Annotated in this window: 20 protein-coding genes; 4 read left to right on the top strand and 16 right to left on the bottom strand. The window is 68.0% G+C overall.

Annotated features, from left to right (window positions below; genetic code table 11):
• Positions 1-73 precede the first annotated feature (73 nt).
• The 3 genes from ACFYUV_RS06645 to ACFYUV_RS06635 all read left to right on the top strand — a co-directional run bounded on the left by ACFYUV_RS06645 (position 74) and on the right by ACFYUV_RS06635 (position 3,003).
• Positions 74-1,012 carry a replication-relaxation family protein gene (locus ACFYUV_RS06645; protein ID WP_387665741.1) on the top strand — a complete coding sequence of 313 codons (939 nt, stop codon included), beginning with the start codon at positions 74-76 and terminating at the stop codon, positions 1,010-1,012.
• A complete protein-coding gene (locus ACFYUV_RS06640; RefSeq protein WP_387665738.1) occupies positions 1,009-1,992 on the top strand; it encodes a C40 family peptidase in 984 nt (327 codons plus the stop codon). The genes ACFYUV_RS06645 and ACFYUV_RS06640 overlap by 4 nt, the downstream gene beginning before the upstream one ends.
• A gap of 288 nt (positions 1,993-2,280) precedes the next feature.
• A complete protein-coding gene (locus ACFYUV_RS06635) occupies positions 2,281-3,003 on the top strand; it encodes a hypothetical protein (RefSeq protein WP_387665736.1) in 723 nt (240 codons plus the stop codon).
• 89 nt (positions 3,004-3,092) lie between these two features.
• Here the strand turns inward: ACFYUV_RS06635 and ACFYUV_RS06630 are convergent, their stop codons facing one another.
• From ACFYUV_RS06630 to ACFYUV_RS06600, 7 genes are all read right to left on the bottom strand, one after another.
• Positions 3,093-3,557, bottom strand: coding sequence for a hypothetical protein (locus tag ACFYUV_RS06630; protein WP_387665733.1), 465 nt, complete (start codon positions 3,555-3,557; stop codon positions 3,093-3,095).
• Positions 3,554-4,093, bottom strand: a complete 540-nt coding sequence (locus tag ACFYUV_RS06625) for a hypothetical protein (RefSeq protein ID WP_387665731.1) — start codon at positions 4,091-4,093, stop codon at positions 3,554-3,556. Before ACFYUV_RS06625 ends, ACFYUV_RS06630 begins: the two co-directional genes overlap by 4 nt.
• A 65-nt stretch (positions 4,094-4,158) precedes the next feature.
• Positions 4,159-4,743: a hypothetical protein gene (locus ACFYUV_RS06620; RefSeq protein WP_387665729.1), complete on the bottom strand. Its 585-nt coding sequence runs from the start codon at positions 4,741-4,743 to the stop codon at positions 4,159-4,161.
• A 134-nt stretch (positions 4,744-4,877) separates the two neighbouring features.
• Positions 4,878-5,351: a hypothetical protein gene (locus ACFYUV_RS06615; RefSeq protein ID WP_387665727.1), complete on the bottom strand. Its 474-nt coding sequence runs from the start codon at positions 5,349-5,351 to the stop codon at positions 4,878-4,880.
• 219 nt (positions 5,352-5,570) lie between these two features.
• Positions 5,571-6,575, bottom strand: a complete 1,005-nt coding sequence (locus ACFYUV_RS06610; RefSeq protein ID WP_387665724.1) for a DUF932 domain-containing protein — start codon at positions 6,573-6,575, stop codon at positions 5,571-5,573.
• Between the two features lie 240 nt (positions 6,576-6,815).
• Positions 6,816-8,000 (bottom strand): hypothetical protein, encoded by a 1,185-nt coding sequence (locus ACFYUV_RS06605; protein ID WP_387665722.1) that lies wholly within the window; start codon positions 7,998-8,000, stop codon positions 6,816-6,818.
• A 1,815-nt stretch (positions 8,001-9,815) separates the two neighbouring features.
• Entirely contained in the window at positions 9,816-10,517 is a 702-nt protein-coding gene (locus tag ACFYUV_RS06600; protein WP_387665720.1) for an ATP-binding protein, read from the bottom strand.
• Between the two features lie 290 nt (positions 10,518-10,807).
• On the opposite strand from ACFYUV_RS06600, the gene ACFYUV_RS06595 reads away from it, so the two are divergent.
• Complete coding sequence (locus tag ACFYUV_RS06595; RefSeq protein WP_387665717.1) at positions 10,808-11,221, top strand: helix-turn-helix domain-containing protein; 414 nt, start codon at positions 10,808-10,810, stop codon at positions 11,219-11,221.
• Here ACFYUV_RS06595 and ACFYUV_RS06590 read toward each other — a convergent pair.
• The 9 genes from ACFYUV_RS06590 to ACFYUV_RS06550 all read right to left on the bottom strand — a co-directional run bounded on the left by ACFYUV_RS06590 (position 11,211) and on the right by ACFYUV_RS06550 (position 23,541).
• A complete protein-coding gene (locus tag ACFYUV_RS06590) occupies positions 11,211-12,179 on the bottom strand; it encodes a BTAD domain-containing putative transcriptional regulator (protein ID WP_387665715.1) in 969 nt (322 codons plus the stop codon). The two genes, ACFYUV_RS06595 and ACFYUV_RS06590, sit on opposite strands and share 11 nt — an antisense overlap.
• 1,565 nt (positions 12,180-13,744) lie before the next feature.
• Positions 13,745-14,131, bottom strand: a complete 387-nt coding sequence (locus tag ACFYUV_RS06585; RefSeq protein WP_387665712.1) for an SSI family serine proteinase inhibitor — start codon at positions 14,129-14,131, stop codon at positions 13,745-13,747.
• A 1,572-nt stretch (positions 14,132-15,703) separates the two neighbouring features.
• Positions 15,704-16,243, bottom strand: coding sequence for a DUF6624 domain-containing protein (locus ACFYUV_RS06580; RefSeq protein ID WP_387665710.1), 540 nt, complete (start codon positions 16,241-16,243; stop codon positions 15,704-15,706).
• A gap of 28 nt (positions 16,244-16,271) precedes the next feature.
• The gene (locus ACFYUV_RS06575) at positions 16,272-16,925 is read right to left on the bottom strand and encodes a 3'-5' exonuclease (protein ID WP_387665708.1); all 654 of its coding nucleotides are present in this window, start codon (positions 16,923-16,925) and stop codon (positions 16,272-16,274) included.
• Positions 16,922-18,061 carry a hypothetical protein gene (locus ACFYUV_RS06570; RefSeq protein ID WP_387665706.1) on the bottom strand — a complete coding sequence of 380 codons (1,140 nt, stop codon included), beginning with the start codon at positions 18,059-18,061 and terminating at the stop codon, positions 16,922-16,924. The genes ACFYUV_RS06575 and ACFYUV_RS06570 overlap by 4 nt, the downstream gene beginning before the upstream one ends.
• Positions 18,062-18,079: 18 nt before the next feature.
• The gene (gene fxlM / locus ACFYUV_RS06565) at positions 18,080-20,125 is read right to left on the bottom strand and encodes a methyltransferase, FxLD system (RefSeq protein ID WP_387665703.1); all 2,046 of its coding nucleotides are present in this window, start codon (positions 20,123-20,125) and stop codon (positions 18,080-18,082) included.
• A 53-nt stretch (positions 20,126-20,178) separates the two neighbouring features.
• A complete protein-coding gene (locus tag ACFYUV_RS06560) occupies positions 20,179-21,243 on the bottom strand; it encodes a lanthionine synthetase C family protein (protein WP_387665700.1) in 1,065 nt (354 codons plus the stop codon).
• Positions 21,240-23,270, bottom strand: a complete 2,031-nt coding sequence (locus ACFYUV_RS06555; RefSeq protein ID WP_387667453.1) for a lantibiotic dehydratase family protein — start codon at positions 23,268-23,270, stop codon at positions 21,240-21,242. Before ACFYUV_RS06555 ends, ACFYUV_RS06560 begins: the two co-directional genes overlap by 4 nt.
• Before the next feature lie 82 nt (positions 23,271-23,352).
• Positions 23,353-23,541 (bottom strand): FxLD family lanthipeptide, encoded by a 189-nt coding sequence (locus ACFYUV_RS06550; protein WP_387665698.1) that lies wholly within the window; start codon positions 23,539-23,541, stop codon positions 23,353-23,355.
• Positions 23,542-24,101: the final 560 nt, after the last annotated feature.

Here is a 24,101-nt window from a genome sequence, read left to right as displayed (position 1 = left end):
GTCTTCCTCGGCCAGCCGGTCGCCCCGTCCACCGCAGCTCCACCAGCATCCATCTCAACCTTGGAGAACCGTCATGCCCGTCACCCGCCGCCCGCTCGGCCTGCCCCGCTTCGACGCCGCCGCCATCGCCTACGCCGCCGCCCGCCTCACCCCACGCGACTACGAGATCCTTCAACACCTTCTCCACCACCGAGTGCTGACCACCCACCAACTGGAAAAACTGTTCTTCACCAAGCCCCAGCCCACCCGCCGCCGTCTGGGCATCCTGCGTAGCCTCGGCATGATTACCCCCTACCGGCCATGGACACCCACCGGCTCCTATCCACACCACTGGATTCTCGGCCGGGCCGGAGCCGAACTCCTCGCGCTGCGCGACCAGACCACGATCAAAGAACTGGGCTATCACCCGGACCGATCCATGAGCGTCGCGGTGTCATCGGTGCGGGGTCACCAGGTCGGCGTCAACGACTTCTTCGTCAACCTCGCCCACCTGGCCCGCCACCGCCCCGACACCCACCTGCGGGCCTGGCTGTCCGAGAGGCAGTGCGCCCAGATCTGGGGCGACCTGGCCCGGCCCGACGCCTACGGGTGCTGGGCCGAGAACGGCCGCCAGATCGACTTCTTCCTAGAGCACGACACCGGCAGCATGACCCTGGCCAAGGTCACCGGCAAGCTCGCCTCCTACAGCGACCTCGCCGACGCCACCCGCATCACCACCCCGGTGTTGTTCTGGCTGCCCAGCCGCACCCGCGAATCCAACCTCCGCAAGCTGATCACCACCACTGACCTGCCGCTTGCCACCGCCGTACACACCGACCTGGATGACGGCCCGGCCGGGCCCTGCTGGCTACCCATCACCGCCCACCCCGGCCAGAGCAGGATGCGGCTGGCCGACCTTGTCAACGGGTGGCCCCACCTTGCTCTCGGCCAAGCACCCGATCAACCTGCCACCGACGATGACGACAACGCCTCCCTCGACCGCATCTTCGGCCAGGAGGAGACGAGCAGGTGAAGGCCGCGGCGGCCGGCGCCGCTCTCCTGCTGCTCATCGTCTTGGCCTTCCTCGCAGCCGCCACCAGCATCCTCACCGGCTCCGCAACACCCGGCGGCATGGCCTGCGCGATCTCGCCAGCGATGGCGAGCAGTCAGGAGGATGAGCCGATGGCGGCTGCACCGGCAACTACCGTCGTCGCCTCCACATTGATCTTGGACGGCGAGCAGCAGGCCAACGCCGCGCTCATCGTGCAGATCGCGATGGAACGCGGCCTGCCCGCACGAGCAGCGGTCGTCGCCACCGCGACCGCCTTGCAAGAATCCAAGCTCCGCAACCTGACCTACGGGCACCTCGACTCGCTGGGTCTGTTCCAGCAACGCCCCTCCCAGGGCTGGGGAACCCGCGAGCAGATCCTTGATCCGCGCTACGCCACCAGCACCTTCTACGGCCACCTGATCAAGGTGAAGCGCTGGGAACAGCTCCCGCTCACCCGCGCCGCCCAGGCCGTCCAGCGCTCCAGCTTCCCCAGCGCCTACGCGCCATGGGAGCCCCTTGCCCAACGCGTCGTCGACGTGCTGGCCGGGACCTGCGTCCCCCTCATCCCCGGCGAGCAGGTCGCCGCCGTCATCGCCTACGCCCACGCCCAGCTCGGCAAACCCTACCTTTGGGGAGCCGAAGGCCCCCACAGCTTCGACTGCTCCGGGCTGACCATGCGCGCCTTCCAGGCCGCCGGGATCTCCATCCCACGCGTCGCCGCAGACCAATGGCGGTACGGTCCACCCGTTCCGAACGGGCAGGAGCAGCCCGGTGACCTCGCCTTCTTCCGCATGGAACCAGACGGGCCTGGACACGTCGGCCTGGTCATCGGAGGCGGCCAGATGATCCACGCGCCCAACAAGCGAACCATCGTCAAAATCGACACTTACCAGCGCGGGGACCTGATCGGGTTCACACGCCCCGCCGCCCACACACCCACCGGCCAACCCGACCCGCGCTGACCATGAGCCACCCAGCGCACCGGCCTTGGACACCACGCCACACGGCCCCGGCCCGGGGGGCTGTACGGAACGCCCTTACACGCGTTGTACGGCCCGCACAGCGCGCAAATGGCCCTCAGCGCTCCGACCAACAGGGTGAACCAGGACGCCGCCTCTAGCGCCGCCCATACCGCCTATCCCGGCGGTGAGCTGCTCGTTTTCTCACCAGGACCCGAGGTTACCGAGAGCAACTTGACCGATACTGTTCGGGAAGATCTCGGTGTGGCACCAGGTGAAGGAGACGCCCTCGTGCGCGCGATGCGGCTCGCCCCGTCCCAGCTCGTCGTCAGCCTGCCCGAGGATTTCGACAACCCGATCAAGATCCGAGCCAAGCACAAGGTTGCCGGCATGCTTCTGCTCGACCGAGACCACGCCAGCCGCCTCGACCGAGGCTGGAACGTCCCCGGCGCCTACATCCTGCTCGACCGCCCCGACGCGAAGGGGCGGTGGGGAGCCTACGTCGGCAAGGCCACCAACCCGGGCCTGCGTCACCGGATCCTCCAGCAGGTCAAAGACCGCGACCACTGGTACCGGGCCCTGCTCATCCGCTACGAGTCCAACGACGACGAAACCCTCAACAGCAGCGAAGCCGGATGGCTCGAAGGCGAGCTCTACAACTGCCTCGAAAGCTCCAGAGTGGTCGACCTGCACAACCGAAGCCGTCCCCATGACCCCACCTTGTCGGACGACGATGAGACCAGTCTCTTCGACTACCTGCTTCCCATCGAGTCGGTGCTCCACCTCATCGGCCACGCCCTCCACCGTCGAAACCCCAGCGCCGCTGACGGCGGCCCCCTTATCAAAAGGGTCACGCCCACTCCGGCGCAGGAAGCACCTGCGCCATGTGGGAGTGCACTCGGGCTTGAGCCGAACTCCTACCTGCTTCGAAATCCAACACCAGAAGCCGTGAGAGAGCGGACTGCGCTACTCAAGGCCAGGAAGCATCCCCGAATTGTGGCTGCGGACACATGACATGAGTACTGATCCGGTAGTAAAAGAGGTGTGCCCCGGCCAGCACACTTCACTTGTGCTGGGCGGGGCACACCTCCTACATCACCGGATCAGCTGCCGCCGGACTCCTCCTCTTCGTAGTCGTCGTCCTCGTCGCTGGATTCTCCGCCGAAGATCCGGCAGGCCAGCTCTTCCTCAGTCGTGAGGATCACCGCCGCCAGTTCGGGAACGCCGGTGTCCAGCGCCTTGTAGAGGCGGTGCCAGCCGTCGATGATCAGCATCCCGCTGTCCGGGACGGTGATCACGATCAGCGGCTCGGACATGTCCACCCGGGCGGCGTGCTCGGGGTCGATGGCGACCAGGTGGAGCATGCCCGACCACTCCCTGGGGTCGATCCGGCCCTCCGCTTCCCGGCCCTGGATGAACTTCTTGGCGGCGGTGACGTCCCATCGCCAGGACAGCATCTGGAAGAACTCCCCGCGCTGGCGGCCGTCCCGGCCTGGCGCAGGCTTGTCAGAAGTCGCGGACGAGGGGCCGTCGAGGGCGTGGGCGTCGGGGGTGCGGTGGTTGGTCATGCGGTCATCTCCTGTTCGGTTGAGCTGGCCGGCATCTGCTCGGTGCAGGCCGGCACGAGTGTCTTGACTTGGTTGAGGAAGCTCCTGGCGGCGTTCTGCCGGATGAGCGCCAAGCCTCGGTCGAAGTGGGCCAGGGCGAGTTCCTGCGTGGGGCCCCGCCCGGGCGTCAGGACGCTCGTAGCGGTGTCGAGATCGCCGGGGTCGTCGTCCAGGTAGGAGCGGATCCAGGATGCGAACCGGGCCACCGTCTGCTCCGTGGTCAGGCCCCGCCCATCTCGGGCGTGCCGGAGGTGCCGGTCGATGAGCATCCACCATGTCGCGAGTGTCTGGATATGCAAGAGGTTGTAGAGCTGCCCGGCGGTCAGCCGCTCCCCCCTGCTCAGTCGCCGCGCGATGTCCGCGACGCCGCTTTGCCGTAGGTTGTGGGCCTGCTCGATCACGGCTTCCACCGCCAGCGCCTCATCGGGAGCGGCGCTGGAGGCGCTGCCCGTGTCGGTGCTGGGTTTTGGGGGGTCGGGGTGTTGCGGGTTCTGCATGGGGCTGTCCCTTCTTTCGGTGGGAGTGTCAGTGCCGGGCGGCGCTGACGTGGGCGGTTGGTCGTTCACGTCGCGTCTGCCGTCGTTGACGGCACCAGCGTGGGCGCGGCTGCGCGGTCGGGGTGGCCGTGGTTGACGGGTGCGCACGGAGCCGGGATGTCTGCTCCGGCATCGGGCTCTGCGGCGAGGTGCTGTGCCAGGAGCTGGCCGCTGACGTTGAGGAAGTCGCGGGCAGCCATGCGCGAGGCGTGGGCGACGGCATGCTCGAACAGCGTCCCCGGTCGCCCGGCCGGGGCCTCGTTGGTGAGGTAGTGGCGGGCCCACGAGCGCACCCGCCGCACCGCGTGATCACAGGCCAGCCTGTGGACCGTGATCTGTACGTCCACCAGATCCCACCAAGCGCGCGAGGAGCGCGTGTACTCGGCGGCGAACAACTGCTCGCCTGATAGCCAGCGTCCGTTCTGCAGGGCGGCGACCGCCTCGGCCGCCGCCGCGTAATGCGCGTGACGGGCGGCGGTGATCTGCTGGGAGGTCAGCTCATCCAACGAGCGTTGCGTCTGCCCGGGGACGTTGGTGATGCCCGAGGCCGGGGCGGCGGCGTCCGCCCCGTCTTCTGGGGGCAGAGGGCCTGGCTGATGCAGGTCATTCATCGTGCTTCCTCTCGTCGGGTGACATGAGTAGGTGAGGGGTGAGGGTCATGAGGTGGCCCTCCGTCCAGCGGCCCGCCCCTAATGCATCGAGCGCGGTGCGCGGGCCCAACGTGGGCGGGGTACCAGCCGCACAGTCACGGCCGGTACTGGGTCGCCGCATCCCCCGGTTTCGCGGTGGCGGGCGATGTCGTGTGAGCTGTGGCGTCGTCGTCCGGGCAGGGGTCTCGCCTGGGCGGCAGGGCGAGTGCCTCGGCGAGATTCTGGGTGGCGTCCAGGAAGGCACGCGCGCCGCCTCGGCGGGACTCGGCCATCGCCAGGGCGAACAGCCCGCCGTTGGTCAGCGCGCGGGCGTTGATCAGCAGGTCCTGTGCCCGTTGCCGGACGATCAGCAGCGCGGTCCCGCCGTCGACGGTCTCCTCACGGCCGTGGATGAGGTCGGCGGCCTGCTGCCACCACGACATCCGCTGGTACGCGTAGGCGATGCGGCCCAGGTCCTTGTCGCGCAACGTCCCTTCATCGTCGAGGGAGGCGATGCGGTTGAGGGCCTCGCCGAGCTCATGCCGAGCGAGGCAGGCGTTGTGCAGGACCAGGTCTTCGAGTCGTCCCATGATGAACTCCTTTGCGATCAGGTAACGGGGTCGTTCGGGCGGGCCACCTGGCCGGGCGCGGGGCATTGTCGACCGAGGCATAGGCGGTGGGGGTCGTTCCAGCGCGCATGCCGCGTGTGGGCGTGGGTTCGGCGTGGGCGGCGTGGCTGCGCGCAGGGTTACGGCGTCCGGCCAGGGTCCCGGCACGGCCCCGTGAAGGGGCCGCGCCGGGCTGGCCGGTCAGACAGTGGCGAGCATCCGGAAGGCGCGGGCCTTGATCTTGGCGTTGTCGTGGTCATCGAGCAGGGCGCGCTCTGCGCGTACCGTCGCGACATCGCGGCTGCCGAACACGGGGCTCTTGTGGTCCAGCCGCTCGGTCACCGCGTTGTAGGCCGCCCAGCGCGTGTTACGAATCGGCTCCTGGGTGGGTGCCTCGCTGAACAGGTACTCCAGCTCCCGGATGGTCAGGTCGTGGTTCCGCTTGGCCAGCTCCTTCGCATCCGCCGGAAGCGGGTGGAGGCGGGTGGCGAACTGACGGAACTCCTTGGCATCCATCGGGACCGCGAGCAGCTTCTCGGCCTCGGCCGCGAACGCTTCCCCGTGCTTCCACGTGAGCTTGAGCGCCTCGCGCGCCTCGGCGATGCGCCCGGCTACGTTGCCGGTGTGCCGGACGGTGAACTTGGAGGCGTGATTAGCCAGCGCGGCCCGTTCGGTGTTCGCGCACACCACCCGGACCGGGGTCGCGACGGTCACGAAGGAACCCCACCCGTCATGCCGGGAGAACGCCGCCAGGTACAGATCGATCTGGTCGAACCCGCCGACCATGAGCGGCTCGGGCAGCCGCATGGTGACGAACACGCGCCGCCCGCCGTTCAGCGACCCTCCGGTGTCGAAGATCGCCCCCGACTCGTCTACCAGGGTCTGGAGGAAGTCGGTGACCTCCTCGTTTTGTAGGACCTGGTAGTCCCGCCCCACCCGGCCGAGGCGTTCGGGCAGGCCCGTGACCGGGTTGGTGCGGACGACCAGAAAGTCCTCGTCCGTGACAACCGGCTGGCCGGTGACCGGGTCGGTGACCTGACCGACCGACACCTTGCGCACGTTCCACCCGGCGAGCTGAGCGTTGGACAACAGCTCCTCGGCCGTCATCGGACCGGGCGCGGTGTAGCCGAGCCCGTGCCACCCGGGCTTGCCTGCGGCGGCGAATCCGGCCGAACCGTTGGCGAAGATCTCGATTTCGTGAGCCATGACAGTGCCTTTCTGGGGTGTGGTTCCGGTGTGCGGGCATGCGGAACAGACGCGATGCCGCGCTAGGTGGGCGTTGGTGGTGCAGCCCCGGCCCGTGCGGGCCGGTGTGCCGGTGATCTGCGGGCGAGGGTCTACCCCGTCCGACGCTGGCTGGGTGCGGGTGGGGCGGTAGGGGTGTCCCGCCCCCGCTGTCGTGCCGGGGCGGGCGGGCCGGTAAGGGCGGCCCGCCCAACCTCCGGCTCAGGCGGCGGCGTCGTCCGCTTCGGTGTCCGTGTCGTGGGCGTCAGCGGTGGGCTTGACGGTGGAGGCGAGGCCGAACCGGCGGGGCCGCTCACACGTCAGCACTGCCTCGCCGAGGCTGACCAGCCGGTCCAGGGCATTGGCCACCGCGCCGGACGAACGGTTGATGACCTTCCCGATCTCGTACGGGGTGAAGTCCTTGTCCGGGAACTCGACCAGGTGCGCGAACACCAGGTCCCGCAATGCACCCGGACGAACCGCGTCGCCCGCGCCCGCGCCGCGATCGGCACCCGGACGAGCCGTTGACACCGGACGGGCGGGGGCGGCGGTGCCGGTCAGCGCCGCCCGCGCGGCCCGGTGAGCGGCGGTGGCCTTGGTCATCGCCATTTCGAGGCACCCCAACGCCAGCACTACGTTTCCCTCGTCCTTCGCCGCGACCGCGCCGTTGAACATGTCCGCCAGCTCGATCAGTGCGGCGCGGGCGCGCGCCCACGCCGGATCGTCCGTAAACGCTTCGCACGCGTCGGTGTCGGCGTCGGAGGCTGAGGCGGGACCAGCATCCGTCCCGTCCGACTCCTGACCAGCCGCCTCATCGGCGATCAGGTCGTCCTCGCCGGTCGGCTCCTCAGCCGGGGCAGGGCCAGCCGAATCAACGGCGACCGGAGCCGTGTCCGGCGCAGACACCGCTCCAACGTCCGGTGTGTCCATGTCCAGGGAGGGGACCGCCTCGGGCGCGGCATCCGGCGTCTCAGGGGCCGGGGCGGGTGCGTCGGCGGTGCCGACCGGCTCCTCAGCGTCGGCGTTGGTCGCGGTGGCGGTGGCGTGTTCAGGGGTGATCGGGAACCACCGGTCAGCCGCACGCCCGCGCCCGGACTCACTCACGCCCGGCTCGCGTCGCGCCCGGCCGTTCGCCTCGAAGTCGTTGAGGATCTTTCCGGCCGCCATCCGGCTCAGCCCCGCCGCCGCACCGATCGCCGTGGCCGACCCGCCCCGCTCGGCGTTCAGCGCCGCCCACACCGCCACCACACGCCCGTCAGCGTCCGTCGCGGGGTCAGCGCCCAGCGCGGCGGTGTCGGGGCTGTCAGGGGCCGTGAGGGGCGCGGCGGCGGCCCTTTCGGTAACGGCGATTTCCGCATCAGCAGGGATGGTTTCGGTAGCAGCCATTCCCGGCGTGTTGATAGCCATTGCGTGATGCCCTTTCCGGTCGCATTCCCCAGCCCCATGCGGGCCGGTGTTTTTCGTTTCCACCAGGACCATCCCTCGCCAATAACGCGGACGGCAAGTCGATCCGGCAACAAATATTGTCACCCCGACGGCTGGAGAGGCTGACCTAACAAAATAAGCGCTGATCTGCGAAAACATCCCACGAGAAGGTCGTTGGATCGACTTGACATCCCGGGCCAGCCCGACTCTTCACCTAACAAGAAGACGACGGTGAACGATGCCAGATTGCCCGAATCTCCACACGAATAATCTGCCAGTTGAATGTGAATTCTGGTTGACATCAATACGGAATCGAGCGTCCATGGAATTAGGAGGAAACCGCCGGAACATCGCCTCGGAATAACGCCGGGCCACAGGAAGGGGCACACCACAGACGACGCACACCGACCTCGGAACCGGTACCGCCGCCCGCCGCACCGTCGAACCCGCGCACGCCCGTGCCCTAGCCGCCCAAGGCCCCGGATGGGCGATCACGTGGTACGACCGCCACGATCAGCCCGCCATCTTCCGACGCAGGGACGACGGCGCCGAAGGCACTGCACGGCGCATAGGACGAGGTCACCGTGATGGCCGGCCAGCGGCTGGCCGCTGGCCGGCAACTGCCACTGGAAGCAGGGTAGGTCAGAGACGCAGAGGCGGGATGAGAGAAAGGAAATTGATCGTGTAGGCATGCACGAGTACGCGCGCACACATCTTCAAAGGAGTCGCCTATAGGCGATTCGGGGCGGCCAGCGCAACAGACGGAACCCGCGCGACCTGAGCAGATGGCACGCCAGAGGGTGTCGCGATCTCAGCAGCAACACCGGACGCGACAACAGAACGCGACACCGAATGCGACACCGATCAGCACCCCACCAGCGGGACCCGCAACACCCTGCCAAAGTGACGCGGCAGCCATGCTGCCGGGCTTGCCCTTACACTCAACGGCGGGTTCGCCTCACCCCTTACGCGAGGCGAACCCACCCCAGCCCTTGCGCACAGGACGGGCGGCGGACCGGTATCAACGCCCACCTGCACCCCAGGTGTCAAGCCCCCCGACACCCGCCCGGACACGGCCGCAACCTTATGCCGCGATGCCACCAGCCAACTGCGATGGCCTGGACCGGCCGCGGCGATGACGACGCTGACCATCTTCGCCCGGCTTGGCCCGGCAGTCCGGAGGAGCCGCTTCCCGTGCTCGCGAGCCTGGCCGTGCCCGCTCACGCCGCCGTCCCCACGGCCACCATCCCTCCTTCCACCACGCCACCCGCGCACCATCAGCGCTGGCAACCGCCCACGTGCCCGTCGCCGACCGCTCCGCCGCCATCACTGCCAACGGCGGCACATCGGCCATCAACGGACCGCTCAGCCCCGCAGAGATCCCAGCGATCCCACTGGCCGCATCCGCCTCCGCGCGGGGTGCGGACGTCGAGGCCAATGGCGGCGGCACGCTCGCTCTCGCCCAGCTCACACCGGGCGCCTCGGTGAGCAACTCGGTCCATGTCGCAAGCGTCCCCGGACAAGCCCCAGACACCCCGTACTCGACCAGACTTGAGAGCTGCGATCCAGGCTCCAGAACCGGCTGGGCCGGGATCGGCGCGGACGGGATCGGCGGCAAGGCATGCCGCAGTTCCTGCGGCCCGGTGGAGCTGATCACCACGTGCTTGCCGCGCAGCGCCAGCCACCGGTAGCCCACCACCAGGAAGGCCCAGTCAGGCCATTCCCGGCGTAGCGCGGCGAATGTCTGCCGCGCCCACGGCTCCTGCCCGTACGCGGACACCTGGTCCGCCTTCCATCTCAACTCCTTTCCCGCAGTGCCACGGAAGGGTCCAGCCGGACCCCCTCCTCCTGCCGGCTAGAACCGGGTCTAGCGGGGGGTGGCGGTCCCAGAACACCACTCGGCTCCTCCACCCGGTCACCCGTCACGTCATCCGAGGATGGTCCGGTAACCCCCTCCATCAGGGAGAGCTCCGCCCACACCGCGTGCCCGGTCGCCGCATTACCCGCCACCCCCGTGCGGTCCGCCAACTCGGCCACCGCGGCCAGCCCCCGGCCGTCCTCGGCCAACTCCGGTACCGAGCCAGGCGTCTGAGAGAAGTCCGGGACCGAGCCGCCACCCAGGTCATAAACCACGATTCGCACCGACTCCGCCCCGCGCAGCACCTCGACCAGGAAGAACCCCCGCTCTCGACCCGAGAAGGAGTGCCGCAGCGCGTTGCTGACCAGCTCGGCCGTCACCCAACGAGCATCGTCAGCCCGCCCGGTGTCGGCCAGGAGCTGCCCAACCATCCGGCGGGCGGCAGCCGACTGATCCGCCCTCCCGGCGAAGGCTCGCCGCCAGGCCATCCCGCCCCACACCCGCGCGGAGCGGAACGTCGACATCACCAGGCCCGGCGCCAGATCCGGGAACTCCGCCACCGACGACGGCTGCTGACAGCCTCGCAGGGTAAGGGCGTCGACCGCCTCGCCCGAGATCGCGTACTGCGTGAGTTTGTCCATGCTGGGCTGTCCCCTCCGGTCAGGCCCCCGGCCGATCCAGGAGCGGCCAGCACGATCACCCACCTCGCCGCCCGAATCACACCCCCAACCCACACCCCACCCGCAGCGCACCCCGACCAGCGGCAACCCCAACGCCCGCACCACCGCCACCCGGCGAATGGCTCGGCGATCACCCCACGCCCAGACTGGAGCCTCTCTACCAAGCCCGCCTACCGTCCCCCAATCCGAAACCCAACGGGCTCACCGCACAACCACGCTCACACGCGAAGGGACACCAGGCCATGTCCGGCATGGGATATCAGACACTTCTCGATTGCCGACGCCGCAGCCGCTACCTACGCCGGCACGGCTTCACCACCGACCAGATCGCGGTCATCATCGGCCTGGACCACCCCGCCACCCCGCTGCGCCTCTACCGATACGCCGCCGGGCTCACCGCCGCCCAGGTGGTCGAGTGCTTCCACCGGCTCTCCGGCACCAACGGCGCAGGGCTGCGCGAGTCCCGCCTATACGACTACGAGAACTGGCCACAAGCGGGCCGGCGCCCCTCGGTCTTCACCTTGCGCCTGCTGGCCCGCATCTACGACACCCGCCCTGCACACCTGATCACGAATGACGCTCTTGCCACCTACTCACAGCGCGACCAGCACACCATCCGCCACCTCGGGCGCACCGACGGCTCACCAGGCACGCCTACCGGATGAGCCGTTCGTACATCTGCCGAGCCTGTGCACTCGGCGCCGCGTCGATCTCCGCCATCCGCTCCTTCAACAGCTCGAACGTCCGCCGGACCGCGGGCAGGCGACCCATCTCCCCCTGAATCGACATCAGCAGGCACCACAGCACCTCGCTGTACGGATCGACACGCTCCACTGCCAGCCGTAGTACGTCCACCGCTCGATCCGGGTCCTCCATCCGCGCCAGTTCGGCGAAGCGCTCGGCAGCGTTCACCGCCTGCCGCTGTGCCGCCTGCCGCAGTGGAAGCACCCAAAGATCATCACGCCCAGCGAGCAGCGGCCCCCGATACAGGGCCAGCATCTCCTGCAGGGCAGCCAGTCGGGCGGACCTCCCCTCCACTGTGCCCGTTCGGACGAAGGCGGACTCGAACCGCCACAAGTCCACATCGAAGTAGGCGGCCGCCAGTTGCCTCTGCTGTCTTACCTTCACCACGAACTTCACGCCGACCCCCAGGCCGGACGCCTGCCGCATCACCTGGTTGAGCTGCCGAACCGCCGACTCCAGCAGGCGCCCGCCACGATCATCGTCGCCAGGCCACAGCGTGTCGATGATGCCCTGCGTCGACATGCCTTCCCGCATGGCCGACAGCAACGCGAACAAATCAGAGGCCTCTGCCCGGCCGAAGGAGAGCTCCGAGTCACCGTACGACAGCCGCAGCGCCCCCAGCACTGCGGCCTTCGCCTTTCCAGGGGCCGCAACGAACTGCGATGCCATCAGCGCGGCGGAGGAAGAAGCTGCCGGCGCCTCGGTCGCTGCCATGCCCGTCTCACCTGCGTCTTTCTTGGTCTTGCCCGACCGAGGCGCATCGACATCGGCCTCTTCTTCAGCCTTCTCTTCTGTTTGCCTGATGTGACAGTCGCCTGCGACGAACCCCGTCACGGCCGCGTCGATCTCCGGCGCCGTCACATCGGCAGCAGCCACCATGTCGTGGCCTTGCCCGCTCTCAAGGGGGTGCGCAGTAGGCCCAGCCTGGGAGGCCGGAAGCGCGGTACCCGGTCGAGGGCGTCGACGGACGATCAGCGCGGCTCCCAGCAGCATGACCATCAGCCCGAACGCCAGCGCGGTTCCAAGCGGTCGCCTCACCTCAGATGTGGTGCCGGCACGGTTGGCCGATACATCTTCTGCACCGCCGCCCGCTGCAGGCAAGAGAGGCGATCGTGACACCGAGGGCGATGGGGAGGGCAGCGGCGGAGTAGCTGGCTTCATTCGCGCGTGACGCCGGTGCGAAGGCGTGCTGTTGTCCTGATCGTGCCTGCGATGAACGCGCCTGATGGTGTCGTTTCGGCTCGGAACAGGCGTCGACGGACGACCTGGCCGTGGGACCATCTCCCGCCGCTTGCGCGGCTCGTCTCTGCCCGGCTCGTCTGCTCCTTGTTGCCTGCTCGGCACAGGCGCAGGTACGGGCACAGACGTTGGCCGGGGACGCTTCTTTCTGGAGGGCGAGCTCTTCGGTATGGATTGCGCCTGTGGTCCCGGTGCAGGTGCTGGTGCCGTCAATCCTGGTAGCCGCTGGGTCTCGGCCATCCGCCTTCCGAGATCGACTGGCCGACCCTCCGCCAGATCCCCGCGGACCAACACGCACAGCTTCTCGACGTCGAACATCTGGCGTGCCTGCTCGGAGACATATTCGGTCGGACAAGCGGGATCTGCATAGGCCAAGGCCATGCTTGGTTCACTCAGCAATTCAAACGTCAATGCACCGGCGATAATAATTCGACCCAAAAGCTCGGAAGCTTCGCTCTTTCGGTCATTTGTAAGGCATTCCCGAATCACCAGATTCCTCCAGAGGGGTTTGTCTACGTCAAGGATGTACCACCACACCCTTCGCATGACGACAAGGAAACGGAATGCGCATTACAAAGACTTGAAACCGTGCCGAACCCCGTGCTCGTCGGCTCTCATTCCAGCACCCCGACGCTCAGCCCTACAGCATGACCTGCGAGCCGATGAGCACGCCGCAGGCAAGGTGATCGCACTGCTAATCCGCACCGACCTTCAGGGCACGCCATACGCTTTCGAGGTCACTTATCTGAAGCACCTCGGCAAGCGCATAATAGAAGAGGAGATAGCATGGGGCGCGCATATGCGCTACGCACAACGATGGAAGGGAACACCTCCTTAAGTTGAAGGCGCCGCCTGCGCCACCGGGCAGGACGCCTCAGCGACCGAGCAGCCGGAGTCGTCAAATGCCCTTAGTACACGAGGGCTGTACCGCGTCATCGCCGTTGGGCATGCGCTGCCAGGCGCTAGAACCCCCCACCCTCGCCATCAAGAGAGCGACGTACGCAGGTTGTTGCCCATCTCGGGTTCCATAACCTGGCCACCACGGCCTGGACGTCCTGTAGGGGCTAACCTCTCCCCGTTCTGGCCAGCCGGCGGGAACTGGGAAACCGCCGTAGCATCTGGCACTATCGACCGTTGCGGGGGTGAGCGCACGCGCGATCCCCGACTCAACCGTTCAACAGGTCGGTCCAGGCGTGCAAGCCCTTTCAGAAGAGGAAGATTGCACCCGTCTTAGCGTAAAGCTCACAGACATTGGGAAAGGTCTTCTGCCAGCTGATTGACCGATCTTGCCACATGCCATTCATCGTCGCCGTGACCGAGCCTTGCCCCCCGGGGCACCGACGGGGCGGACGGCTGGGGAGACGGTCGAAGTCTCCGTCGACGGCATCGATGGAGGCACATGCAGCCTCGCCGTACGGGTGCCCCTGCGTCGGATTCGGACATTGCACGTAAACGGCCCTCATCGTGGTGCCTCCATGGGCCGTGATGGAGAGGAAGACCGCGTTCGGCCGGGCAGCACCGTAGGCCGGGATGGTTGCGAGGACGAGACCAGCACAAAGACCGACATTGGCGGCCAGCAGAGGCAGGCGCATCGACGCTCCAAACACTCGGTGACTTAAAGTAGTTGTAAGGCTACATTAAGTGCTTGCATCGAGTCTGGTATCTACCGAGTAAGCCTCACGAGACTGAATCGCTTCTCCTTCGAGGAGGGGCTTCCGCGAAGCCGAACCATCCACCCCACACCTCCCGAATCCGTCGACCAGGGGGTGTCCTGGCGAGACACGGCCGCTCGCGGACACACACAAGAGCAGCCTCGACGATCACTGGCGAAGCGACCCGAGCCGACAGAGACGCAGCGACGCACACGAGATGGCAGCGTCACGAGTTCTCAAGGTACGGCCAAAGCCGAGCGGATGTCCACGGAGTCGCAGCTACGCTACGCCCCGTAACGATCAAGAGCATCGGAGATCAAGGACATGCCTGACATCGGCCCGCGAATGCGTGGCGTTCGCATCCGGACTCTGCTTCTAGGAGGCGGAGCTGCTGCCGTCATAACCGCCGCGATAGCGCTGAGCGGCGCCGGCACAGCCCACCCCAACGACCAGCGAGGCTCTGCACCTCAAGCCGTGGACGCTCGGCCAGCCGTCGCCGGCCAAGATGCCGCCAGGCCGGCTCCGCCAGAGCACAAGGCCAGCGTCTCATCCGCTCTCCCCGCACCGGTGTCACTCGCCCTCCCCCACAAAACTTCCGACCGAGATGAGAGGAGGAGCAGCGCCAATGAGAGGAGCACGGCCAGAAACCGTGCACACTTGCCTGAGCCGCACCGTCGCCACGAGCTTCCGCACTCAACAGCAACAGCCGGTCCCGCAGCCGACCGCCACCCATCGAAGCCGCACAGCCCGGCAAAACGCGGAGCGGACGACCCACGCCCACCCTCATGGGACCTGTCCAGCTGGGGTATCAGCTCATCTATGATCGGCACGAAATGCGACGATTTGTTCCCACCTCGCAAACGCGAGTACCGGCTACGCAATATCGCATGCCACCACGTCTTCAACTGATTCACCGAGGACATTCCGCTTGATCGCCTCAAGCAGTAACCGTTCCTCTATTCCATGAGCGCACGGTCCCAAGCAGCACGCGCCAGGCCTGAGGCGTGGGGCGGGTCGGCCAGCAACGACGGTCCGGCGGTGCGGCAGCCGAGGCGGCTGTCAGCATGCCGGGATCGCGGTGAGGCGTGCGCAACGGCACCGCCGCGGTCAGCTTGCGTCATCAGCAGGCTGTAGGGACCGACCTTGCAGACTCATCTCGGCGACCTTCGCCCCGCGGAAGAGCTGGACGGCCTGCAGCATCTCGGCCCGGAGCCAGCAGGCGCTGATCGAGCTGGTCGGCACGCCTGAGGCGTCGTGCTTGGTCGTGACGGTGTTCTGGGCTGAGTGGGCGTCGGCCAGGGGTGCCTCGGGAGCGAACAGGTGGCAGCGAACTCTCGCGAAGGCCGCTTCTAACTGTGGCAATTTGAGTCGTGCCTCGCTCGATGAGTCTGGTGACCATGGCGGACCGCGGGTGATCCGGAGACTGCTGTAGGGAGACGGCGTCGGCGGTTATCGGACAACGCTACTTTCGCTCATCGACGGGGTCAGGCGGCTGGCGAGTACGGCAGGCGGTCATGGCAGTTCGCTGGGCTGTTCTTGAGGCATGTCGTACTGCTCGTGCATGTGCTGGTCGTACTCGGCGTGCGGACCAAGCCCCATCTGAGCGCGGCGCTGGTCCAGACGCTCGGCGTCCTCAATGGGACGCGGCTGCAGTCGTCCGTCAGGTTCGTGGTACTGCGTGCCGTACAGCTGCGGGCGCCCCTCGGCGACGTAGACCCGGTCGGTCAGATACGCGACATCCGGGAGCGCGGCCTGCCCGGCTGCGGCAGCGGCCTGTAGCAGTTCCAGGCAGCGGCGTTGGAAGACGACGTCGTGGTCGGCGTGCTGCGCGAGTAGCCATGCAGCCTTGCTGGCGTCGTCGCCGACGAGGTCGCGGCCCGGCCAGCCATGTTCAGCGATGACCTCCTTTAGGAAGCGAGTGTTGTCGTGGTCGACCTGCTCCCATTCCCGCCAGGCCTGTTCGGTCATCGGCTGCCCGAGGGGAGTGGCCGTACGGACGGCTTGATCGCGTTCCATGCGCCGCAGCAGCTCGTCGCGGAGCGCAACGTTCATGCGAACCTCCTCCTGGGCAGGGCGGCCGTCAGACATCGAGCGCAACCTGCTCGGCCTCACCCATGCGGGATGCCTTTCCCTGGAGGGGTACCCGGGCGAGGTGGGTCAGTTCCTCCATCGTGGGGGAAGTCGTGCTGGGCAGGTCCTCGATCAGTGAGGGCAGCAACAGGGCTGCCCCGACCGCGTCCCAGAGGGCGCGGTGCGGGCGGCTGGCGGGGACGAGCTGGTGGACTTGGGCGTTGAGGGCGTACTTCTCCAGCAGCCGGACCAGATTCCAGCGTCGGCTCGCAGGGTGACCGTGACGGTATAGCTGGGCGGTATCGATCAAGGTTGAGGGCTGGGCTTCGGGCACGAGACGGCGCAGCAGCCGCCAGTCCACGCCGATGTTGTGCCCGACGATGATCCGCGAGTCGAGACGATCAACGATCTCAGCACGGATGTCGTCCAAGGCGGGCGCGGTGAACAGGATGTTGCCAGTGAGTTCCCCGGCGATCCACAGGCGGGGCGCGACCATGCGGCCGGGGTTGACCGTGGTGTCCCAGGCAGCGGTCATGTCAGGGAAGCCGCCGTCCAGCGGGACGATCGCGATTTCCAGGATCTGCTCGCGGTCACGATCCTGGCCGCCGGTGCCTTCCAGGTCGAGGGCTACGAGCGGCGCGGTGGTCCAAGGCTGACGCGTCACGTCTTCTCCAAAGATGTCGAGCGGGGGTACACGGTTGTGGCGAGCAGGTTCCGCAGGCGCTGCTCGGCGTGCTCCACCGCCTCGGTCAGGGCTTTGAGATGGACGTCCGGGATGCTCCCGGTACCGAGCGCCGCGGCGGCGATCACGGCGACGAGGTCCTCGTGCTGCTGGCCGGTCATGCGGGAGCCCATCACCGGGTGGGCGAGGACATCGCGGGCCACGTAGGCATCGGTCAATGCGACGTCGATGACGGCACCGGCCAGCTGGGCGCCGCTCGGCTGGCCTTGGCTGGCGGCCACGTCGAGAGCGGTCAAGGCGAGGCGGGCCCGGAACGCAGCTGTGGTCGGCTCGTGGGCGGCGACCAGGCTGTACGTCTGGTCGAGCATGTGCTCGACCTCGTCCTGCGAGGTGGCTGTGGTGCCGGGGCGGACGGCGATGCGCAGGAGCGACGCCACGACCGTCTCCCATGGCTCGGCTGGCATCGTCGAGTCGATCAGCGCAATCGCGTCGACCGGGCGTCCCTGCTCCAGCAGGGACATGATCTTGAGCTGGCGGCCGTCGAGCAGCCGGTCACCGATACCACGGTGGGATGCCATAGCGTCGGCAGCCTCACTCCAGCGGCCCTGTTGGGCCAGGGCGCGGGCCCCGTCGATGAGCAGCGCGACCCACAGCTCCGTGCACACCGCACCGTGGTCGTCGTGGGTGCGGGTCAGGGGCGACAGGTCGACGTCATGTCCATGGATCACGGTAGCGGCGCGCTGCTGGGCCGCACGGTAAAGCTGATCAAGCAGCTCGTAAGCGCCTTTGCCGTCGCCTTCGCGAATCAGTAGCCGGCCGAGGTTGATCAGCGGCATCAGCGACATGACGGCGATCTCCCGGTCGAGATTCCCAGCCTCGGCGAATACCTGGTGCTGCCTCCAGCACAGATCGGCAGCCATCTCGGGCAGGGCGGCGTCGGAGGCGATGAGCGCGGAGATGTTGAGGACCCCGCAGGCGCGGGCCACCAGGTCATGGCGGTCGGCGCCTGCGGGTTCGATGCTCAGTGAGGTGAGATCGGCGATGCGCTCCGCCAACGGCTTGCCGGGCGGTTTAGTACGGCAGACCAGCGGGATACGGGCGGCGATCGCCGGGTTCATCACGACGCTGACTCCTCCCTAAGGCCAGTCGACTACGAGGCGGCTGGCCGGCTTGTCGATGATGAAGCGCGGATCGGCGGCCTTGAGCAGGTCACGGTTGTTGCTGGTGGCCATGCGGAAGCCGGGGGCGGGGGCGTGGTTGCCGTAGTCGCGGTCCCATTCCTCGATCGCAGTGGCGACCTGCTCGGCCAGGGCTGTGGCGCGTGGGCCGTGGCCGATGACGCCGATCTGCCAGAAGCGTCCTTCGCCGTCCTCGCCTTCGCGGATGGTCAGGTAGGCCAGGGTGTCTGCGTCGAGCGCGGCCATCGAGCCCCACGCGAAGTGAGGGGTGAATCCCGGTCGGCTGCCGGGCATCCGGGACAGCCCGTTGGGCAGGACGCAGGCCAGCCACAGATACAGCCACTGCCACGGGTCGCCCTGCCGGAACTGCACCCCGGTGTAGGCCGGGTGGGCTGGGGTGTCCAGGATCGTGCGCATCGCCTCCCGGTCGACGAGTTGCTCGCTGAAGGTCTCCAGGTAGACATCGCCTTCGCCGTCGATGGGGACGCGCGTATAGATGTCATCGCCGATGCCCTTGCGTAGCGGCACGAAGGTCGCCATCTCGCAGGAGGCCGTCTTCCAGGTGTCGCCGTCCAGCTCGAAGGCGAAGGATCGGGAAATGCTGCCGCGGATTCGCATCGGGATGACCAGACGACCGTCCGGGCCGAGTTGGTCGAGCACCTGGGTGGGGATGTCGCCAGCGCCCACGGTGAACTGGATGCGATCGAAAGGGGCGTGCTGCGGCAGCCCGGCCGCGCCGTCGCCGAGCAAAGCCGTCACGTTGCCCATCCCGGCCGCTTGCAGGTGCGTCTGGGCCGTGTCGACGAGGTCTTGGTCGACATCGATCGTCCACACGCGTCCACTGGGGCCGACCAGGTGGCCGAGCAGCGCCGCGTTGTATCCGGTGGCCGCCCCGGCCTCCAGGACCTTGTGCCCGGGGCGAGCGCCGACCTGCTCCAGTTGGGTGGCCACGATGGACGGCGCGGAGATGCACGAGATCATCTCTCCGCCTGGGTCATGCTTGATCGCCACAGCGTCGTCGACGTAGGCGGCCTCGATGGGAGCGTCGGGGACGAACGTGTGGCGCTCGACCGCACGGAAAGCCTCGATGATCTCTGGCGTGCGCAGGTGGCCGGAGCCGATGTACTTGGCCACCATGGCCTCGCGCAGCTTGGTGGGATCGACAGCGGTAGTGATGGTGGTCTCCATCCTGGTGAAGGTAGGTGTTACTGGCGAGGAGGGGCTGGTGGACACGGCGGCCGGCCCGTCCTCTCCGAAGGCGACCTGCCAGCCGAGCCAGGCCGCCGCCGCTTGCTCGGCCACGGACGTGCCGGCGCGATTGAACGCGAAGATGGCGTGGTGAGCCAGGACGGCGCGCAGCCCTCGCTTCAGGTGCCCGTCCTTCGCGCACCGGGCGAGGCGGCGGCCTGCGTCCCCAAAGGCGGCCACGCGCTCGGCCCACCCCGGTTCAGGTAGAGGCCGCTGGGCGGCATCGGCGTTCATGAGGCGCCGCATCGCGTTGATCGCCGCCGCCCGGCGCGCTTCGGCGGGCGGGTCAATTGCAGGACGCAGCTCGCCGATCTTCGCCCACACGTCGCCGACCTCGAACGGGTCGAGCCCTGCCGCCCGGAACATCGCCGACAGCAGCAGAATGCATCGCTCCCTGCCGTCGGGACTGCCGGTCTCGGCCAGCGCGGCGGGGCTGTCGGCGCTGAATATCTCGTGGGCGATGGCCATGCCCTGCGGCCCGCCGAACGCCTCGGTTTCGGGTTCGTAGATGCCGCTGACCCATCCGGCCACCACCTGGTCGGCGATGAGCCGGTCGAGTACGACGTCCACAGGCCGATCCGTGCGCAGCCGCAGCCCGCCCTCCTTGCGCAGGAAGTGGAAGCGCCGCCCGACCAGGGCGGCCGACAGCGCGAGCGCCGCCTCAGGGCTCACCCCGATGCGGTCGGGGAAGCTGATCGTGGCCTGCCACCATTCCGGCTCGGCCGGCGGGGCGAGGTTGTCCTCATAGCTGTCCATGGTGTCGAGTCGCTCCTGCTCGCTCCGTGTTCGGGTCGGTGGGACGGTGAGGGTCAGTGAAGGAGTAGGGCGCAGGTCCAGCCGGTGCGGTTGCAGCCCTCCAGCGCCAATTGCGCCCCGGCACGCCCCTCAAGAAACCCGGGCTTGGTCAGGTCGCCGAGTCCGGCGGCCAGGCGTTGGTGCACTCTCCGGATACTTGTGGTGAACCGAGCCGGGGAGGCACTGTCCACGGCGATAGCGGTGGCGACAGTCAAGATCCCGGCCCAGCCGTGACACAGCGACGCATCGCTTACCCGACCGAGCCGATCCGAGTCGAGCAGCGCCGCCATCGCGACATCCTCAGCCTTCTGCCTGCGGGCCGGGTCACACAGGGCGAGCGCAGCCAGTTGCAGGGCGCGGGCGATCCCAAGGTCCCCGTAACACCAAGACGGCCGCAGAGGCGGTACCGGCAGCGGCTTGCCGTCGGTCAGCTCGTCGAGGGTGATCCAGTAGGAGTTGCCGAACTCCTCCAGCCAGGTCGCGAACATCTGGATGGCGTCGCGCTGGCCGTCGACCTGGACGCTTCGGCAACCGGCCAACGACAGCAGTGCCAGCGGCCCGGCGATGCCGTGGGCGATGCCGTTGTTGCCGTGACCGCCGGAGACCTGCGCCTCGTGCGTGGGGTTGTCCGACGACCACCACCCCGGCAGCATCCGCCCATCAACTGTGACCGGGCGCGCCAGCGACACCAGATAGGTCAAGACCTCTTCGAGCAGAGGTGAGGCGCCCGGCCGGCCCAACAGCAGTGCCCCCAACCCCGTTAGTCCCCTGATCAGGTCGAACTCCGCCAGCGACGGCAACAGCCCCTCCTGGTGCCGCTGCCGGGCAGCGGCCAGACGGGCGGCCACGACCCGGTCAACGCCCGCCTGCACATCCCGGTTGACGCGCCCGGCGCGGCTGAGGACGAACTCCAGCGCGGGAGCTCCGTGATACAAGCTCGCGTTGGAGCCGATGCTGACGCCGCCGCAGACCGCTTCCTGTAACAGGGGACGCGCGGCGGCGAGATCGGCGCGCTCGATGTGCAGCAGTGCCTGGCCGAGCGCGCCCTCGGCCAGGGCCTGCGTCGCGAGGGTGTTCATAGTGTCGACTCCACTGAGACGACGATGCTGTGTGCCCGGCCGCCGAGCCACCCGTCAGCGTCCGGTGGCGGCGCCTCGAAGAGCACCGCGATCGGATTGCCGCTCAGGTGCGCGCGTAGCAGGTCCACGTCCATCTCTCGCGCGAGGTCTAGTGGCAGGTGCTGGTCATCAAGGGCCAGGAGTATCCGCTCGGGCACCCTGGCCCGGACGCGCCACGCGTGCAGGCGCTCGGCCCACTCGTCCAGGTGTGCCGTACGGCCGGGCAGTCTTCGGGCGTGGAGCTGCCAGCGGGCGGCGACCAGGATGGTGCGCCGATAGTGCAGCGCCGGAGTGAATGGCAGCGTCCACGCGGCGCCCCAGTCGAACCACGTCACCTGGGTGGTGGCGGCGCGGCTGATCTCGGCCAGGAACCGGACCAGCGGCGGCGTGTAGTTGTTCCACAGGAAATTGATCGCCGTGGGGGCCAACAGCTCCAGGCGTTCCCCGGTCGCGGCCACCGCCAGATACAGATGACCGTCGCAAAAGCCGACCGACAGATCGCGCGGGAACAGCACATCCTCGCCGCCCTGGTATTCGCCGACGCTGACCAGCTTCGGTAGAACGCGCGGTGCCCTGGTGAGCAGGTCTGCCTCGGCCCGTGTGGGGTGGAACGACAACTGCGCCAATGTCGCGCCGGGCGCGACGGTGGGCAGGGCACCGTATCCGGCAGCCAGGCCCGGCAGCAGATGCCAGAAACGCCCGGACATGGAACCGGCCGCGCGGGAGACGGTGTGGACGCGCAACCGGAAGTCGCCCGCGTCGAGCGCGGCCACCGTCCGGGCCTGGACCTGCGCGCACACCTCGAAGTGCGGCGCCGGCGCGATGTTGCCGAACGGCTCGGCCGCGGCGGCCTCCAACTCCTCGACAAGCGCCTCGGACAAGATGACCGCCTGCTTGCCCTCGACGGCAGCGGTCCCGGCCAGATCTAGTAGCAGCCGGTCGCGGCGTGACATCGGCCTGGGCGGCTCCGACAGCAGGCCGAACCCGTCCGGCAGGCCCAACCCCCGGTCGGGGGCGGTGAGCTGTTCGACGGGGACTTCGGTCCCTTCGCCGAACCGGTCGACGAATCGCTCGGCGTATCGCCGCCAGGCCGGAGTACCAGCGGGATGGGTCGCAAGCCGGGCCAGCACGGTCGCCGCAGTCTCCACCTCAGCCGCGACGGTTTCAGGCAGGCGCACCTCGGCGTCCAACCGAAAGTCCACCGCTGTGCGCTCACAGGCGGCCAGCAGCGCGGGCGACACGAGGTTGGCCGGGTTGGTGACGGTGGCCGGCGCACGCAGCCGGGAACGCAGCAGCCGCGTGCGTAGCAGTTCAGCGACCAGTTCGGCCCGGCGGCAAGGCTCGACCTGCGGGAATTCGGCGGCAAGCTTCCCCAGCAAGGCCGCATGCGGGATCGGAGAGCCGGCCGCTTCCAGCACCAGGTCCACCGCTGCCGTCGAGGCCAGGGAGAATTCGTTCGCGCCCTCGGCCGGTACATGGAGGCGGCCGCCGCGCACGCTGGCGAGGTTGTTCACACATACCTCGACGCCGTCCATCCCCTTCTCGTCTGTCTCCCATGTCGTGATCGCCAAGTCCAGTTCTGTGGGGTCGGGCCGGTCGACGGCCTCGTGCGCATCCCCGACGCGCACGAACGGCGTGTTGCCGAACTCGACCAGGGCGACACCCGCGAACAGGCCGAACGGGGTGGAGCGGTGCGCAAAGCGGATGGCGTATCGGGCGATGGAGAGCGCGGCGCGACGCACCCGGCGGACGTTGCTCACCTGCCCATCGAAGATCGCCTGAAGCTGTCGGGCCAAGTCTGGGCTAGCGTTGGTGACCGCCTGCTGGAAGGGCTCATCCGCCCATACCTGTGCCAGCCATGACCGCCATTGCTCGACCGAGGAGCCGGGCTTCGGCCAGCCCGGATGGGCCGGAGGAGCGAGATGCACGGTGGCGCGCAGCAGCCCGACACCGGTGCGCCGATACCGTCTGATCCGCGTCCGCGTCATCCTGATCACTCCCTTTCCTTGTCACCATCCGGGCTGGGCTGGAAGACCCGGGTCCGGTCGAGAGGGGCCTGGGCCAGCGGGGTTACGAAGTGGTGCAGGCGCTCGGGCAGGAGCTGCCGCACGTGTCACCGGTACCGCACCTCAACGAGGTGTTGGCCGCCGGAGTGTTTTCCGTGAGCCTGATGTCGAGGTCGAACGGGTCGAACGGTGCGTGCGTGCCAGCGACCTCGGCCGCTCCTTCGGCGCCCTGTTCGATGGTTGAAGTGCTCATTCGCTTCTGCTCCTGTCCTGTGTTGGTGTTCCTGAGGAAGGGCGGCGGCCGACTCCAGCGGTAGCCCTGGAAGGAGTTCAGCCGGGGCCTCGCTACTCCTCCTGGTGGTCTGGCGCAACCATCCGCGCCTTGAGTGGTACCTCTGCGGGCCTCCTCACCCGAGCTGGCCTTGCTTGGCCTTGCGATGTAAGAGATCTCGAAGTTTGTGTAATGAGCTCGTATCCCTTCGCTCGGCGTTGGCTGGTGAGTTGCTGGCTGATCTGACCGAGATCTCAGCGCAGGCCCCGGTCACGAACTCCCTCTGCGTCTGAGGGCCTTGAAGGCGCCTTCGGTCTCGGCTTTGTCGGCAACGGCCTTCTCAGAGGCGGCCTCGGTCGTCGTCGCTCTCGCGTGTCGCAGCTGAACTCGACGGGGCTCTGGCCGGTCTGCGTGGGCATGGGGACGGCCAGAGCCCCGCTCCCAGCCCCTGGAAGATTCGCTGGGAAGCCAACCCCGACTGCGGTGCGGATCTGTCGAGTCGAGTCGCACCGATGCCTCAGCTCAGGTTGTCTTCTCGTGAA

The organism is Nonomuraea sp. NPDC003560 (genome assembly GCF_042878785.1).
In the GTDB taxonomy this organism is placed as follows: Bacteria; Actinomycetota; Actinomycetes; order Streptosporangiales; family Streptosporangiaceae; genus Nonomuraea.
This window is presented reverse-complemented; position numbering and strand designations above follow the sequence as displayed.

Coding starts and splice junctions, on each gene's coding strand:
- ACFYUV_RS06580 (WP_387665710.1), bottom strand. CDS start 16,243: ATGAACGTTGCGCTCCGCGACGAGCTGCTGCGGCGCATGGAACGCGAT.
- ACFYUV_RS06610 (WP_387665724.1), bottom strand. CDS start 6,575: ATGGCTCACGAAATCGAGATCTTCGCCAACGGTTCGGCCGGATTCGCC.
- ACFYUV_RS06615 (WP_387665727.1), bottom strand. CDS start 5,351: ATGGGACGACTCGAAGACCTGGTCCTGCACAACGCCTGCCTCGCTCGG.
- ACFYUV_RS06620 (WP_387665729.1), bottom strand. CDS start 4,743: ATGAATGACCTGCATCAGCCAGGCCCTCTGCCCCCAGAAGACGGGGCG.
- ACFYUV_RS06560 (WP_387665700.1), bottom strand. CDS start 21,243: ATGAACACCCTCGCGACGCAGGCCCTGGCCGAGGGCGCGCTCGGCCAG.
- fxlM (WP_387665703.1), bottom strand. CDS start 20,125: ATGGACAGCTATGAGGACAACCTCGCCCCGCCGGCCGAGCCGGAATGG.
- ACFYUV_RS06585 (WP_387665712.1), bottom strand. CDS start 14,131: ATGCGCCTGCCTCTGCTGGCCGCCAATGTCGGTCTTTGTGCTGGTCTC.
- ACFYUV_RS06590 (WP_387665715.1), bottom strand. CDS start 12,179: ATGGTGGCTGCTGCCGATGTGACGGCGCCGGAGATCGACGCGGCCGTG.
- ACFYUV_RS06570 (WP_387665706.1), bottom strand. CDS start 18,061: ATGAACCCGGCGATCGCCGCCCGTATCCCGCTGGTCTGCCGTACTAAA.
- ACFYUV_RS06550 (WP_387665698.1), bottom strand. CDS start 23,541: ATGAGCACTTCAACCATCGAACAGGGCGCCGAAGGAGCGGCCGAGGTC.
- ACFYUV_RS06605 (WP_387665722.1), bottom strand. CDS start 8,000: ATGGCTATCAACACGCCGGGAATGGCTGCTACCGAAACCATCCCTGCT.
- ACFYUV_RS06595 (WP_387665717.1), top strand. CDS start 10,808: ATGGGATATCAGACACTTCTCGATTGCCGACGCCGCAGCCGCTACCTA.
- ACFYUV_RS06630 (WP_387665733.1), bottom strand. CDS start 3,557: ATGACCAACCACCGCACCCCCGACGCCCACGCCCTCGACGGCCCCTCG.
- ACFYUV_RS06625 (WP_387665731.1), bottom strand. CDS start 4,093: ATGCAGAACCCGCAACACCCCGACCCCCCAAAACCCAGCACCGACACG.
- ACFYUV_RS06600 (WP_387665720.1), bottom strand. CDS start 10,517: ATGGACAAACTCACGCAGTACGCGATCTCGGGCGAGGCGGTCGACGCC.
- ACFYUV_RS06645 (WP_387665741.1), top strand. CDS start 74: ATGCCCGTCACCCGCCGCCCGCTCGGCCTGCCCCGCTTCGACGCCGCC.
- ACFYUV_RS06555 (WP_387667453.1), bottom strand. CDS start 23,270: ATGACGCGGACGCGGATCAGACGGTATCGGCGCACCGGTGTCGGGCTG.